Below are 14,067 nucleotides of genomic sequence, written 5' to 3'. Positions count from 1 at the left end.
TGAGTTATCTGGAACCTGTCCCATTGCGTTCTCGCCAGAGAACGCAATAAGACAGGTTCTGCGTTTAGTTGCCGCGCACTTTATATGGCGCTTGATTTACAACATCTTCTGGTTAACGTTCTACCAGAAAAATCACTAATTCTTTCGTTGCTCCAGACGGCGTAAGGCGCGTTCACGACGGCTTTCCTCACGGCTTCTGTCCAGCAGGATCTCTTCGATAAACGCCAGGTGACGGTGGGACGCTTCACGCGCCTCTTCCGGCTTCCCGGCAATAATTGCTTCAAAAATACGGGTACGGTGACTGCTAACCAGTGGCAGCATTTCACGACGCGCATACAGCAATTCGAAGTTTTGCCGAACGTTCTGGGCCAGCATCGGCTCCATACACCTTAGCAAATGGAGCAGCACCACATTGTGTGCCGCTTCGGTGACAGCAATTTGATACTGGAGTACCGCATCAGATTCGCCGTCAAGATCGCCGGACTGTTGAGCAAGCTCGATCGCATGGTGGAGTTCACGGATACGCGTTTTGTCTTCATCCGTGCTGCGCAGTGCAGCGTAATAAGCCGCAATACCTTCCAGCGCATGGCGCGTCTCAAGCAGGTCAAACTGGGATTCAGGATGGTCGGAGAGCAGCTCTACCAGTGGGTCGCTAAAGCTCTGCCACAGGCTGCTCTGAACAAAAGTGCCACCGCCCTGACGACGAAGCAGTAAGCCCTTCGCTTCAAGGCGTTGGATCGCCTCGCGTAAGGAGGGGCGGGAGACGTCGAACTGTTTTGCCAGCTCGCGTTCCGGTGGGAGTTTTTCTCCGGGGCGAAGTGTCCCCTCAAGAATTAAAAACTCCAGCTGCTGCTCAATCACATCGGAGAGTTTTGGTTGGCGGATTTTGCTGTAGGCCATGATTTCCTGTCTTAAGCCATTTGCCCGGAGTCAATTGGTCTTACCAATTTCATGTTCTTGACGCTAAAGTAACAAAGTATTCACCTTCTGTCCATACAGGTTTTGATTGAAATCAGTAAAGGAGGCATATTTTAACAACATTACAGAAATAACGTTTCAAACATGTAACTATGCACAAATGTTAAATTTACCCACCCCGGGGTAGTTTTAACGGAATTGAAACGAAAGATTATCTCATCTGAACCGATTCACCTGCTTATTTATCGATATATCAACCACTATTATTGAATAGAAATTCAAAATGGAAATTTTGTGGTAGATAAACTCGCATTTACAAATGGTTTCTTTTTATTCAACTCGTCATCTTCCCCGCATAAAGCAGGTGCATTCGCGCTCGCATATCATTATTCTGATCAAGACAAAAGTATTAAGGCAACATTTCATCAAAAGCATCTGTAAACAAATTAATACAACAAACGGAATTGCAAACTTACACACGCATTGCTGCGTAGTTCAAAAAATAAGCACTCGAAATATGAAGAGTAAAACCACACACGAGGTTTCATGATGGAAAGTCAACAGCATGGCGATCAGCTCAAGCGCGGCCTTAAGAACCGCCATATACAGCTAATCGCGCTGGGTGGCGCGATTGGTACCGGGTTATTCCTTGGTAGCGCATCCGTTATCCAGTCTGCAGGACCGGGTATTATTCTGGGTTACGCTATTGCCGGCTTTATCGCCTTTTTGATTATGCGTCAGCTAGGTGAAATGGTGGTTGAAGAGCCCGTTGCAGGCTCATTTAGTCACTTTGCTTATAAATACTGGGGCGGTTTCGCGGGGTTCTCTTCCGGCTGGAACTATTGGGTGCTGTACGTGCTGGTTGCCATGGCTGAGCTAACTGCCGTAGGTAAATACATCCAGTTCTGGTACCCGGAGATCCCAACATGGGTGTCTGCGGCTGCCTTCTTTGTGTTGATCAACGCCATCAACCTGACCAACGTGAAAGTGTTTGGTGAGATGGAGTTCTGGTTCGCCATTATTAAAGTCATTGCCGTCGTAGCGATGATCCTGTTCGGCGGCTGGTTACTGTTTAGCGGTAACGGCGGCCCGCAGGCCAGCGTCAGCAACCTGTGGGACCAGGGAGGCTTCCTGCCGCATGGCTTCACCGGTCTGGTGATGATGATGGCTATTATTATGTTCTCTTTCGGTGGGCTGGAGCTGGTCGGGATCACCGCAGCAGAAGCGGATAACCCGGAGCAAAGCATTCCCAAAGCGACCAACCAGGTTATCTACCGTATCCTGATTTTCTATGTGGGTTCGCTGGCGGTTCTGCTTTCCCTGATGCCGTGGACGCGTGTCACGGCCGATACCAGCCCGTTTGTCCTTATTTTCCACGAGCTGGGCGACACCTTTGTTGCTAATGCCCTGAACATCGTAGTGCTGACTGCCGCCCTTTCTGTCTATAACAGCTGCGTATACTGCAACAGCCGTATGCTGTTCGGTCTGGCACAGCAGGGCAATGCGCCGAAAGCGCTGATGAACGTAGATAAACGCGGTGTACCGGTGAACACCATTCTGGTTTCCGCACTGGTGACGGCTCTTTGTGTGCTGATCAACTACCTGGCACCGGAATCCGCCTTTGGCCTGCTGATGGCGCTGGTGGTTTCCGCACTGGTGATCAACTGGGCAATGATTAGCCTGGCGCACATGAAGTTCCGCAAAGCCAAACAGCAGCAGGGTGTTACCACCCGCTTCCCGGCGCTGCTCTATCCGCTGGGTAACTGGGTGTGCCTGATTTTCATGGCTGCAGTACTGGTGATTATGCTGATGACGCCGGGCATGGCGATCTCGGTATACTTAATCCCTGTATGGATTGCCATTCTTGGCATCGGCTACCTGTGTAAACAGAAAACGGCCGGCGCGGTTAAAGCGCATTAATCCCCCCTCCCCCCACCTGCGTCAGGTGGGGGTTGTTACCTGTCTCACACTTTCCCACTCACGACTGTTTAGTCCATATCAGCGGCGTTATCCTGCAACGCAAAAACACCAGTGCCGGACAATAATTCTCTCCATATCTCATTAATGGAGAGCAGTTGATGGAAACCAGTAAGCTCACGGTGAAAGAAAAGATCGGCTATGGAATGGGCGACGCCGGATGCAACATCATCTTTGGCGCCATCATGTTGTTTGTTAACTATTTTTACACAGACATTTTTGGTCTGGCACCTGCACTGGTCGGCGTATTACTGCTCTCAGTACGCGTTATCGACGCCGTTACCGACCCTATAATGGGCGCGATGGCCGACCGCACCCGCAGTAAATATGGTCGATTTCGTCCATGGCTTTTGTGGATGGCTTTCCCGTACGCATTATTCAGCGTACTGATGTTTACCACCCCAGAGTGGACCTATAACAGCAAAGTTATCTATGCGTTCGTTACCTACTTCCTGCTCTCTATCACCTATACGGCGATCAACATTCCCTACTGCTCGCTCGGCAGCGTCATCACCAACGATCCGAAGGAACGCGTCGCCTGCCAGTCATATCGTTTTGTGTTGGTAGGCATTGCAACCCTGCTGCTGTCCCTCACCTTGCTGCCAATGGCCGACTGGTTCGGCGGGGAAGACAAAGCCAAAGGGTATCAGATGGCGATGGCGGTTCTGGCTTTCATCGGCATGTGTATGTTCCTGTTTTGCTTCGCTACGGTCCGTGAACGCGTACGCCCTGCTGTCCAGACCAATGACGATTTAAAAGCCGATCTGAAAGACGTGTGGAAGAACGATCAGTGGGTAAAAATTCTGCTGTTAACACTGTGCAACGTCTGTCCGGGCTTTATTCGCATGGCTGCCACCATGTACTACGTGACCTGGGTTATGCAGCAAAGCACGCAGTTCGCAACGCTGTTTATCAGTCTTGGTGTGGTCGGCATGATGATCGGCAGTATGCTGGCGAAGGTATTAACCGATCGCTGGTGCAAACTGAAAGTCTTCTTCTGGACCAATATTATCCTGGCGATTTTCTCTGCCGCGTTTTACTTCTTCGATCCGAAAGCAACCATGATGATTATGGTGCTCTACTTCCTGCTCAACATCCTGCACCAAATTCCTTCTCCGCTGCACTGGTCGCTGATGGCGGATGTCGATGACTATGGCGAGTGGAAAACCGGTAAACGCATCACCGGAATCAGCTTCTCCGGTAACCTGTTCTTCCTGAAACTAGGCCTGGCGATTGCCGGAGCGATGGTCGGCTTCCTGCTCTCCTGGTACGGCTACGACGCTGGGGCGAAAGCGCAAAGCGACTCTGCCATTAACGGTATTATGCTGCTGTTTACCATCATACCGGGCGTAGGCTACCTGATTACCGCAGGCGTGGTTCGTCTGCTGAAAGTTGACCGCGAGTTTATGCAACAAATCCAGACAGATTTAGAAAAGCGCCGCGCCAACTACCGTGAACTGAATGAATACCACGATATAAAAACGACTGAAACCGTAAGGAAAGCCTAATGAATCAGTGGCCAAATCCCTTTATTGAACAGCGTGCCGATCCGTTTATCTTACGTGATGGTAGCCACTATTATTTCATTGCTTCAGTACCCGAATATGACCGCCTGGAGATACGCCGGGCCGACTCGCTGGAAGGGTTGCGCACCGCCGCCCAGGTTGTCGTCTGGCGCAAACCAGAAAGCGGCCCCATGAGCCAACTCATCTGGGCACCCGAAATCCATCATCTGGCAGGCAAGTGGTACATCTATTTTGCTGCCACCCATACACAGTCGCTCGACAAGCTGGGGATGTTCCAGCATCGCATGTTTGCGCTCGAATGTGCCGACGCCGATCCGCTGACCGGCCAGTGGACTGAGAAAGGTCAGATTAAAACGCAGTTTGATACCTTTGCGCTTGATGCCACCACCTTTAACCATCAGGGAAAACAGTGGTACCTCTGGGCGCAGAAGTCTCCCGATATCGCCGGAAACTCCAATATCTATCTCGCAGAGCTGGAAAATCCATGGACGATTAAAGGCGAGCCGATCATGCTAAGCCACCCTGAGTATGACTGGGAATGCCGGGGTTTTTGGGTCAACGAAGGTCCTGCCGTCATGGTTCATGGCGATAAGCTGTTTATCAGCTATTCCGCCAGCGCCACCGATGAGAACTACTGTATGGGATTATTGTGGATTGACCTCAACGCCGATCCGCTCAACCCACAGAACTGGCACAAATCACCGCGCCCGGTCTTTACCACCAGTTATGAAAACCGCCAGTTTGGGCCAGGACACAACAGCTTTACACAAACGCCGGAAGGTGAAGATGTGCTGGTGTATCACGCGAGAAACTACACCGAAATCGAGGGCGATCCGCTGTACGACCCAAATCGCCACACTCGTCTGAAGCTCGTGCGTTGGGACGAAAACGGCATGCCAGATTTTGGCGTGCCGCCTGCTGATACGAACTAAACCGTTGCACTGCCCGGTGGCGCTAACGCTTACCGGGCCTACACGTTTTTTCATTGTAGGCCGGATAAGCGTTAGCGCCATCCGGCACAACGCTATACTAATGCCCCATAAATGGTGAGCACCGCAATAACCACCACCACCACAAACGAGGTTTTCTTCGCCAGCGAAACGGCGGCTTTTGGCGTTTCGACTTTATCGGTGTGCGGTTCACGCGCCAGCGAGAACTGCGCCAGACGCGTAAGCACCTGATATTGCGATGTGTGCAGATCCGCAAGCGAGGCAAACCAGGCCGGCAGCGCTTTCTCGCCGTGTCCCAGCAACGCATAGACCACGCCCGCCAGACGCACCGGGATCCAATCCAGCACATGCAGGATCGCATCAATACCTGATTGCAGACGCTGGTGCGGTGTCTGATAGCGCGCCAGCCAGGACTGCCAGGCACGTAAAAAAGCATAACCAACCAGCGTCACAGGTCCCCACGGACCACCGACAATCAGCCAAAATAACGGTGCCAGATAAAAGCGGAAGTTGTTCCATAACAGCGCGTTCTGCAGTTCGCGCAAGAATTCACGCTCATCGCAGTCCGGCGGAACCCCATGGATAAGCGTCAGCTCGCTGGCCATCGCATCACGGGCGTGAGCATCATCGCGAGCAGCAGCGTTCAGGTAAGCGTGATAGTGAAGGCGCGCCTTGCCAGCACCGATGCACAGCAAGCCAATTAAGATCCACGCCACCAGCAACGGAACATTAAACAACAGCCCATGAAGTGCGCGCAGTAGCAGAAATGTCACTCCCATCGCAATAAGAGTCATGCCTACCGTACGCATCATCGAGAAATGCTTAGTCCGGCGAAAAAAAGCTTCAATCCGGTGATCAAGCTGCCAATGCTCACCCAGCTTAAACAGGCGTTCAACAATCAACACCAATAATGTTGTAAACAGCGTCATGTCATCTCCTTGTGCGACGAGGGGGTGACCAGGGCGCGGAACCTTGCCCAGTCAAAGGACGGCCCGGGATCGGTCTTACGCTCGGGCGCAATATTGCAATGTCCTGTCATGTTGTTAGCAATGGCCGGATAACGCGTAACCAGAGTATTCGTCACGGCAGCCAGTTGCTGATACTGCGCATCGGTATAGGCCAGCGTATCCGTCCCTTCCAACTCAATACCAATTGAAAAATCATTACAGCGTTCTCGCCCTTGATAGCTCGACACACCCGCATGCCAGGCGCGTTTATCAAAAGGCACATATTGCACGATTTCACCGTCACGGCGAATCAAACAATGGGCCGAAACACGCAGATGGGCGATCCCGGCAAAATAAGGATGGGCGTTGGGATCAATCGTGCCCGTAAACAGCGCGTCTATCCACGGGCCGCCAAACTCGCCGGGCGGCAGGCTGATATTATGCACCACCAGCAGAGAAGGGTTTTCGTCATCCGGGCGGCAATCGTAATGCGGAGAGGGAACGCGTCGCGCCTCTGCCAGCCAGCCCTCGTCTAACAACATGCAGAATCTCCTTATTGGTGGTGCTCATATCTGGTTCAGGGTAGCATGTTTCCACCTTATGATTCGTTAGCTATTTGGAGTTTTATCATGCCGCCTCGCCGCTATAACCCTGACTACCGACGTGACGCGCTGTTGGAACGCATAAATCTGGATATCCCTGCCGCTGTAGCTCAGGCGCTGCGTGAAGATTTAGGCGGAGAAGTTGATGCCAATAACGATATCACCGCGCAGCTTTTACCCGAAGACATGCGCTCCCATGCCACCGTAATCACCCGCGAAGATGGCGTTTTTTGTGGAAAACGTTGGGTGGAAGAGGTCTTTATTCAGCTGGCTGGCGATGATGTTAACATCACCTGGCATGTCGAAGATGGCGACAGCATTAAGGCCAATCAGCCGCTGTTTGAACTGGACGGCCCTTCCCGCGTTTTACTGACCGGTGAACGTACTGCGCTGAATTTTGTGCAGACGCTTTCAGGTGTAGCGAGCGAAGTGCGTAAATACGTCGACCTGTTAGCGGGAACCAAGACCCAACTACTGGATACGCGTAAAACACTGCCGGGACTGCGTACCGCGCTAAAATACGCCGTATTGTGCGGCGGCGGCGCGAATCATCGTTTGGGGCTGTCCGACGCCTTCCTGATAAAAGAAAACCACATTATTGCTTCCGGCTCGGTACGTCAGGCCGTCGAAAAAGCCTTCTGGTTGCACCCGGATGTGCCGGTTGAAGTCGAAGTAGAAAGTCTGGATGAGCTGGACGACGCGCTGAAAGCCGGGGCCGACATCATCATGCTCGATAACTTCGAAACTGACCAAATGCGCGAAGCGGTAAAACGCACCAACGGCCAGGCGCGTCTGGAAGTGTCGGGCAACGTCACCCATGAAACGCTGCGAGAATTTGCCGAAACCGGTGTCGACTTTATCTCCGTTGGCGCACTGACCAAACATGTTCGCGCACTCGATCTCTCCATGCGATTTCGCTAATTGCTGATTGTATTGCCCGATGACGCTTCGCTTATCGGGCCTACTACACAAGTTTATTCTGTAAGCCGGATACGGCATTTACACCACCATCCGGCAGTTTCTTCGAGTCTCTTCGCAAATACATTGTCTGACTCTGTAATTTCGTAAAAATCCTCTGAACCCGCTTTCCCGTTTTGTTTTTTGTCTCTCGTCGTCCTCCCGTCGGTTTGCCAAAGTAGCGCCAGCAAACTCAAGGAGCGAACGATGAACAAGCAACGAGGCTTTACACTTATCGAACTTATGGTGGCAATTGGCATTATTGCCATCCTTAGCGCCATCGGCATTCCGGCATATCAAAACTATCTGCGCAAAGCCGCGCTGACAGACATGCTGCAAACCTTTGTCCCCTATCGCACGGCGGTTGAGCTCTGTGCACTGGAGCATGGCGGAACAGATACCTGCGATGCCGGAACGAATGGTATTCCCTCTCCAACAACTACCCGTTACGTCTCAGCCATGAGCGTTGAAAAGGGAGTTGTCAGTCTTAGTGGGCAGGAAAGCCTGAACGGACTAAGCATCACCATGACGCCAGGTTGGGACAATGCCAACGGCATTACCGGTTGGAACCGAAACTGCGTCATCCAGAACGACAGCGCATTGCAGCAGGCCTGTGAAGACGTTTTCCGCTTTGATACCCACTAAGGAACAGAGATGAACACCACCCAACTTACGGCGCTATGCCAACGTTATCAGGCAATATTACTGGATGCAGACAATGAAGTGGTGCATATCGCCGTCGTAGACGCCCCATCACACGAGCTGCTGGATGCGCTGCATTTTGCCACCACCCGGCGCATCGACATTGTCTGCTGGACACGTCAGCAAATGGAAGGCCACACACATACACCGCAGACAATGCTCCCGGCAGTGGTCACGAAAAGCAGCGCCAGCGCAGCAGACTTGCTGAATCAGACGTTTCATTCCGCTCTGACGCAACGGGCTTCTGATATTCATTTTGAACCCGAGGAAAATCACTATCGAATCAGATTACGCGTAGATGGCGTGCTTCACGCTTTACCGGAAGTCACGACCGAGATGGGCATTGCCATCACCGCAAGGTTAAAAGTATTAGGCAGCCTGGATATCGCCGAGCATCGGCTTCCACAAGACGGACAATTTACCGTTGAGATTTCAGGAGAGCCGGTCTCGTTTCGCATCGCCACCCTGCCCTGTCGCTACGGCGAAAAGGTCGTGTTGCGGCTACTTCATCAGGTCGATCAGTCACTGGAGATCGCCGCGCTGGGAATGCAAGACGCGCAGCTGACCGCATTTTCGCAAGCCTTGCAGCAGCCTCAGGGGCTGATTCTGGTTACCGGGCCTACCGGAAGCGGCAAAACGGTCACGCTGTACAGTGCGCTGCAAACCCGAAACACCCCGGATGTGAATCTTTGTAGCGTGGAAGATCCGGTAGAGATCCCGATCGCAGGCCTCAACCAGACGCAAATTCACCCACGTGCCGGCCTGACTTTTCAGGGAGTCTTACGTGCTCTGCTGCGCCAGGATCCCGACATTATCATGGTGGGTGAAATCCGCGATGGCGAAACGGCCGAAATAGCCCTTAAAGCCGCGCAAACCGGCCATCTGGTTCTTTCTACGCTGCATACCAATTCCACCAGTGAAACGCTGGTGCGCCTGCAACAAATGGGTGTCGCACGCTGGATGATCGCCTCCGCGCTGACGCTCGTTATTGCACAGCGGTTGGTCAGAAAGTTGTGCCCCCATTGCCGACAACGTCAGAGTACGCCTATCACGCTCCCAAAAGCTGTCTGGCCTACACCAGTACCGAATTGGCAGGCCCCTGGCTGCAAACATTGTTATCACGGATTTTATGGTCGTGCGGCATTGTTTGAAGTGCTCCCTGTTACTCCGGCATTACGTCAGAGTATTGCCAGTGGCACATCCGTAGACGAAGTGGAGTCTGATGCTCAGCAATCAGGAATGAGAACGCTATTCGAGAATGGCTGTCAGGCCGTCGAGCAAGGGTTAACGACATTTGAAGAGCTGATTCGTGTACTGGGCATGCCTCATGTCCACTAAACAGCTTTGGCGCTGGCAAGGTATTAACAACGAAGGTAAATCGCTGGAAGGCACACTATGGGCCGATACCCGACCGTCATTAATGCTGGCTCTTGAGAAACAACAGATTACGCCGCTGCGCATTAAACGTATGCGTGTCAAAACCTCGCACTGGAGCCGTACAAGAAGTGCCGAAACCATACACCAGTTGGCGACATTACTAAAGGCAGGGTTAACGCTCTCAACAGGGCTAGCTCTGCTTGCTGAACAGCATCCCAGCAGTCAATGGCAGGCGCTACTGCGTACGCTGGCTTACGATATGGAACAGGGCATTACCCTCTCCACCTCGTTATCACAATGGCAACACGTTTTTCCGCCCCTTTACCAGGCAATGATCCGTACCGGAGAACTTACGGGTAAGCTGGACGACTGCTGTTTTGAACTCGCCCACCAGCAAAAGAAACAACAGCAACTTGCTGATAAAGTTAGAAAAGCCCTGCGCTATCCGATCATCATCATAACAATGGCAGTGATGGTCGTATTTGCGATGCTGCAGTTTGTACTCCCTGAGTTTGCCGCTATCTACCAGACGTTCAACACCCCGCTACCGGCGCTCACTCAGTGGATTATTACCATCGCACACTGTAGCAGCCAATGGGGATGGCTGACGGTAGCACTTGTCCTGGTAGCAGTTGCCACACATCATTTGATAAAGCAGAAACCGTACTGGCTCATTCTGCGCCAGAAATTGCTGCTCAGCCTCCCGGTCATAGGGCCGATGGTGAGAGGGCAAAAACTCACGCAGATATTCACTGTTCTGGCGTTAACGCAAAATGCGGGCATTCCCTTTTTGCAGGGTCTTGAGAGCGTTACCGAAACGCTGGCTAACCCTTTCTGGTCGCAACGTTTAGCACTGGTTCAGCAGGATATCAGCGCTGGAAAACCGATCTGGTTAGCGCTTAAAAATAGTGGTGAATTCAGCCCATTGTGTATACAGCTGGTCAGAACTGGTGAAGCTTCCGGCTCGCTGGATGCAATGCTGCGCAATCTTGCGCATCACCATGGCGAGAAAACCCTGGCTCAGGCTGAGAATTTGGCTGCATTACTTGAGCCTGCGTTGCTGATCATTACGGGGCTTATCATCGGTACCCTAGTCGTCGCGATGTATTTACCGATTTTCCATTTGGGAGATGCGATGAGCGGAGTGTGATAAATTCAAATGCCGGATGGCGGCGTAACGCCATCAGGCATTTCACAGAACTAGCTGTTCTTACAGGCTATTGAAAACACGGTTTTCTTGTTCCTGTACACGAATAAACGTTGTACGTTTGGTCAGCTCTTTCAGACGGGATGCGCCCACATAGGTACAAGCAGAACGCAAACCGCCGAGGATATCGCGAGCGGTATTATCAACCGGGCCGCGCAGTGGCAGCTTGACGGTCTTACCTTCTGCAGCGCGGTACTGTGCAACACCACCTACGTGACGCGTCATTGCAGATTCAGAGCTCATACCGTAGAACAGCATGAATTTCTCACCGTTCTCTTCAACAATTTTGCCGCCACTTTCTTCATGACCAGCCAGCATGCCGCCGAGCATCACGAAGTCTGCGCCGCCACCGAACGCTTTTGCCACGTCACCCGGCATTGTGCAACCGCCGTCGCTGACAATCATGCCACCCAGACCGTGGGCTGCATCGGCGCATTCAATAACCGCAGAAAGCTGTGGATAGCCAACGCCGGTTTTTACACGTGTGGTACATACTGAACCTGGGCCAATGCCGACTTTGACAATATCAGCACCGGAGAGCACCAGCTCTTCACACATTTCACCGGTGACCACATTGCCCGCACAGATCGTTTTTGTCGGCCATGCTTCACGCGCTTTCGACACGAACTGAACAAAATGCTCTGAGTAGCCATTGGCCACATCAATGCAGATAAAGTTCAGCGCGGGGTTGAGCGCCAGAATCTGTTTAGTTTTTTCGAAATCTGCATCAGACGTACCGGTTGAAACCATTACGTGTTTGAGCACATCGGCAGAGCTCTCTGCGATGAAGGCGGCCCAGTCTTCAACAGAATAGTGTTTGTGCACAGCGGTCAGGATGTCGAAGGATGCCAGTGCCGTTGCCATGGCAAACGTCCCGACAGTGTCCATGTTCGCGGCAATAATAGGTACGCCGGACCAGGTCTGACCTGAATGCTTAAAGGTAAATTGACGTTCCAGCTCAACATCGGAACGGCTTTTGAGAGTAGAACGCTTAGGGCGGATAAGAACGTCTTTGAAACCTAACTTCAGATCTTCTTCGATACGCATGTGCGGATTCCTGGGGTTAATGGCGAAAAATCGAAACTCACAACTCCAGTGACGCTATCATACGCACTAATCAATGCCGCGCAAGACTGCGAAATTCTCTTTTTTTACGCTACAATCCCATAAATTTACCTGGCGAATAGTAGGTTAATCCTGCAGCAGCCTCGCCTTCGCACGCATAACTTTTAACTGTTTGATAATCAAACTTAAACTCCAGGATCGGCATCTATGAGGTATACGGTAGCCTTAACCGGCGGCATTGGCAGTGGTAAAAGCACCGTTGCAAATGCGTTCGCTGACCTCGGAATAAACGTCATTGATGCAGATATTATTGCGCGCCAGGTGGTTGAACCCGGCACACCTGCTCTTAAGGCGATCGAAGAACATTTTGGTTCCGACGTTATAGCCGCAGACGGATCGTTGCAGCGACGCATTTTACGCGAACGCATTTTTTCCAATCCTGAGGAGAAAAGCTGGCTGAATGCCCTGCTCCATCCGCTTATTCAGCAGGAAACGCAGCGTCAGTTTCAGCAAGCAACCTCTCCTTATCTGCTATGGGTTGTCCCTTTGCTGGTGGAAAATTCGCTGTATAAAAAAGCCGACCGCGTACTCGTGGTGGATGTCACCCCCGAAACCCAGCTCAGACGCACCATGCAGCGTGATGACGTCACGCGTGAGCATGTTGAACAAATTCTTGCTGCCCAGGCAACGCGTGAAGCGCGGCTGGCCGTGGCAGACGATGTTATTGATAATAATGGCGCACCGGAAGCCATCGCCTCGGATGTCGCCCGCCTGCACGCGCTCTATTTGCAATGCGCGTCGCAGTTTGTCTCACAGGAAAAACCGTAATGCACACCCAGGTCCTTTTTGAACACCCTCTCAATGAGAAGATGCGCACATGGCTGCGCATTGAGTTTTTAATCCAACAGCTCTCCGTTAATTTGCCCATTGCTGACCATGCCGGCGCTCTGCATTTTTTCCGCAATATCGGAGATTTACTGGATGTATTTGAACGCGGCGAAGTCCGCACCGAACTCCTCAAGGAACTGGAACGACAGCAGCGTAAACTCCAGGCCTGGGTCGAAGTTCCCGGCGTTGATCAAAGCAGAATCGACTCTTTGCGTCAGCAGTTAAAAAGTGCAGGTAGCATTCTGATTTCTGCCCCGCGTATTGGACAGACGCTGCGCGAAGATCGTCTGATTGGTCTCGTCCGTCAGCGTTTAAGTATTCCTGGCGGGTGCTGCAGTTTCGATCTGCCGACCCTGCATATCTGGTTACACCTGGCACAGTCGCATCGTGACGCGCAGGTTGAAACCTGGCTTGCCAGCCTGAATCCGCTCAATCAGGCGCTGTCGCTGGTACTGGATTTAATTCGCAACTCAGCGCCGTTTCGTAAGCAAACCAGCCTGAATGGTTTTTATCAGGACAACGGCGAAGATGCAGATCTGCTACGCTTGCAGCTGCCGCTTGATTCGCTACTTTATCCGCAAATTTCTGGTCATAAGAGCCGTTTTGCCATCCGTTTTATGCCGCTGGATAGCGAGAATGGTCAGGTGCCTGAGCGCCTCGATTTTGAACTGGCGTGCTGTTAAGGAGTCAACATGTCTGAACAAACCATCGTCAACTGCCCAACCTGCGGCAAGCCTGTAGTATGGGCTGAGGTCAGTCCGTTTCGCCCATTCTGCAGCAAGCGCTGCCAGTTAATCGATCTGGGAGAGTGGGCCGCAGAAGAGAAACGCATCCCAAGCTCTGGCGATCTGTCAGAAAGCGACGACTGGAGTGAAGAACAGAAGTAATTCTGCTAAAACGGTGGGTCGGATTAGGCAACGCCGCATCCGGCATTTTATGTTGTTTTGCCTG

14 protein-coding genes are annotated in these 14,067 nt (G+C 52.1%); 10 read left to right on the top strand and 4 right to left on the bottom strand.

Going from position 1 to position 14,067, the window contains the following annotated elements:
* Positions 1-135: 135 nt before the first annotated feature.
* Entirely contained in the window at positions 136-900 is a 765-nt protein-coding gene (gene pdhR, locus OGY18_RS23125; RefSeq protein WP_003018699.1) for a pyruvate dehydrogenase complex transcriptional repressor PdhR, read from the bottom strand.
* Positions 901-1,464: 564 nt separating this feature from the next.
* Here pdhR and aroP point away from each other — a divergent pair.
* From aroP to OGY18_RS23110, 3 genes are all read left to right on the top strand, one after another.
* The gene (gene aroP / locus OGY18_RS23120) at positions 1,465-2,838 is read left to right on the top strand and encodes an aromatic amino acid transporter AroP (protein WP_008786209.1); all 1,374 of its coding nucleotides are present in this window, start codon (positions 1,465-1,467) and stop codon (positions 2,836-2,838) included.
* A 158-nt stretch (positions 2,839-2,996) separates the two neighbouring features.
* Positions 2,997-4,403 (top strand): glycoside-pentoside-hexuronide (GPH):cation symporter, encoded by a 1,407-nt coding sequence (locus OGY18_RS23115; RefSeq protein ID WP_003829494.1) that lies wholly within the window; start codon positions 2,997-2,999, stop codon positions 4,401-4,403.
* Entirely contained in the window at positions 4,403-5,353 is a 951-nt protein-coding gene (locus tag OGY18_RS23110) for a glycoside hydrolase family 43 protein (protein WP_126319236.1), read from the top strand. The genes OGY18_RS23115 and OGY18_RS23110 overlap by 1 nt, the downstream gene beginning before the upstream one ends.
* Positions 5,354-5,445: 92 nt before the next feature.
* Here OGY18_RS23110 and ampE read toward each other — a convergent pair whose 3' ends face one another.
* Both ampE and ampD read right to left on the bottom strand, forming a co-directional pair.
* On the bottom strand, positions 5,446-6,300 hold the full coding sequence (gene ampE, locus OGY18_RS23105) for a beta-lactamase regulator AmpE (RefSeq protein WP_128611342.1): 855 nt from the start codon (positions 6,298-6,300) through the stop codon (positions 5,446-5,448).
* On the bottom strand, positions 6,297-6,860 hold the full coding sequence (gene ampD / locus OGY18_RS23100) for a 1,6-anhydro-N-acetylmuramyl-L-alanine amidase AmpD (protein ID WP_126956884.1): 564 nt from the start codon (positions 6,858-6,860) through the stop codon (positions 6,297-6,299). Before ampD ends, ampE begins: the two co-directional genes overlap by 4 nt.
* An 87-nt stretch (positions 6,861-6,947) precedes the next feature.
* Between ampD and nadC the strand changes: the two genes are divergently transcribed.
* From nadC to hofC, 4 genes are all read left to right on the top strand, one after another.
* Positions 6,948-7,841 (top strand): carboxylating nicotinate-nucleotide diphosphorylase, encoded by an 894-nt coding sequence (gene nadC, locus OGY18_RS23095; RefSeq protein ID WP_003837454.1) that lies wholly within the window; start codon positions 6,948-6,950, stop codon positions 7,839-7,841.
* A gap of 243 nt (positions 7,842-8,084) precedes the next feature.
* A complete protein-coding gene (gene ppdD / locus OGY18_RS23090) occupies positions 8,085-8,522 on the top strand; it encodes a prepilin peptidase-dependent pilin (protein WP_286554521.1) in 438 nt (145 codons plus the stop codon).
* Between the two features lie 9 nt (positions 8,523-8,531).
* Entirely contained in the window at positions 8,532-9,917 is a 1,386-nt protein-coding gene (gene gspE, locus OGY18_RS23085) for a type II secretion system protein GspE (RefSeq protein WP_286554519.1), read from the top strand.
* Entirely contained in the window at positions 9,907-11,106 is a 1,200-nt protein-coding gene (hofC, locus tag OGY18_RS23080) for a protein transport protein HofC (protein ID WP_286554514.1), read from the top strand. The genes gspE and hofC overlap by 11 nt, the downstream gene beginning before the upstream one ends.
* Before the next feature lie 60 nt (positions 11,107-11,166).
* On the opposite strand, the gene OGY18_RS23075 is transcribed toward hofC, so the two are convergent.
* Complete coding sequence (locus OGY18_RS23075) at positions 11,167-12,210, bottom strand: GMP reductase (protein ID WP_003829510.1); 1,044 nt, start codon at positions 12,208-12,210, stop codon at positions 11,167-11,169.
* Between the two features lie 225 nt (positions 12,211-12,435).
* Here OGY18_RS23075 and coaE point away from each other — a divergent pair, with 225 nt between their 5' ends.
* The 3 genes from coaE to yacG are packed head-to-tail and all read left to right on the top strand — an operon-like array spanning position 12,436 to position 14,003.
* Positions 12,436-13,056 (top strand): dephospho-CoA kinase, encoded by a 621-nt coding sequence (gene coaE, locus OGY18_RS23070; protein ID WP_003829511.1) that lies wholly within the window; start codon positions 12,436-12,438, stop codon positions 13,054-13,056.
* Entirely contained in the window at positions 13,056-13,799 is a 744-nt protein-coding gene (gene zapD, locus OGY18_RS23065; protein WP_003829513.1) for a cell division protein ZapD, read from the top strand. The genes coaE and zapD overlap by 1 nt, the downstream gene beginning before the upstream one ends.
* 9 nt (positions 13,800-13,808) lie before the next feature.
* Complete coding sequence (yacG, locus tag OGY18_RS23060) at positions 13,809-14,003, top strand: DNA gyrase inhibitor YacG (protein ID WP_003018740.1); 195 nt, start codon at positions 13,809-13,811, stop codon at positions 14,001-14,003.
* Positions 14,004-14,067 lie beyond the last annotated feature (64 nt).

Origin of the sequence: Citrobacter sp. Cpo142, assembly GCF_030332425.1 — a bacterium.
Lineage (GTDB): Bacteria > Pseudomonadota > Gammaproteobacteria > Enterobacterales > Enterobacteriaceae > Citrobacter > Citrobacter portucalensis.
This window is presented reverse-complemented; position numbering and strand designations above follow the sequence as displayed.

Coding starts and splice junctions, on each gene's coding strand:
- pdhR (WP_003018699.1), bottom strand. CDS start 900: ATGGCCTACAGCAAAATCCGCCAACCAAAACTCTCCGATGTGATTGAG.
- aroP (WP_008786209.1), top strand. CDS start 1,465: ATGATGGAAAGTCAACAGCATGGCGATCAGCTCAAGCGCGGCCTTAAG.
- OGY18_RS23115 (WP_003829494.1), top strand. CDS start 2,997: ATGGAAACCAGTAAGCTCACGGTGAAAGAAAAGATCGGCTATGGAATG.
- OGY18_RS23110 (WP_126319236.1), top strand. CDS start 4,403: ATGAATCAGTGGCCAAATCCCTTTATTGAACAGCGTGCCGATCCGTTT.
- ampE (WP_128611342.1), bottom strand. CDS start 6,300: ATGACGCTGTTTACAACATTATTGGTGTTGATTGTTGAACGCCTGTTT.
- ampD (WP_126956884.1), bottom strand. CDS start 6,860: ATGTTGTTAGACGAGGGCTGGCTGGCAGAGGCGCGACGCGTTCCCTCT.
- nadC (WP_003837454.1), top strand. CDS start 6,948: ATGCCGCCTCGCCGCTATAACCCTGACTACCGACGTGACGCGCTGTTG.
- ppdD (WP_286554521.1), top strand. CDS start 8,085: ATGAACAAGCAACGAGGCTTTACACTTATCGAACTTATGGTGGCAATT.
- gspE (WP_286554519.1), top strand. CDS start 8,532: ATGAACACCACCCAACTTACGGCGCTATGCCAACGTTATCAGGCAATA.
- hofC (WP_286554514.1), top strand. CDS start 9,907: ATGTCCACTAAACAGCTTTGGCGCTGGCAAGGTATTAACAACGAAGGT.
- OGY18_RS23075 (WP_003829510.1), bottom strand. CDS start 12,210: ATGCGTATCGAAGAAGATCTGAAGTTAGGTTTCAAAGACGTTCTTATC.
- coaE (WP_003829511.1), top strand. CDS start 12,436: ATGAGGTATACGGTAGCCTTAACCGGCGGCATTGGCAGTGGTAAAAGC.
- zapD (WP_003829513.1), top strand. CDS start 13,056: ATGCACACCCAGGTCCTTTTTGAACACCCTCTCAATGAGAAGATGCGC.
- yacG (WP_003018740.1), top strand. CDS start 13,809: ATGTCTGAACAAACCATCGTCAACTGCCCAACCTGCGGCAAGCCTGTA.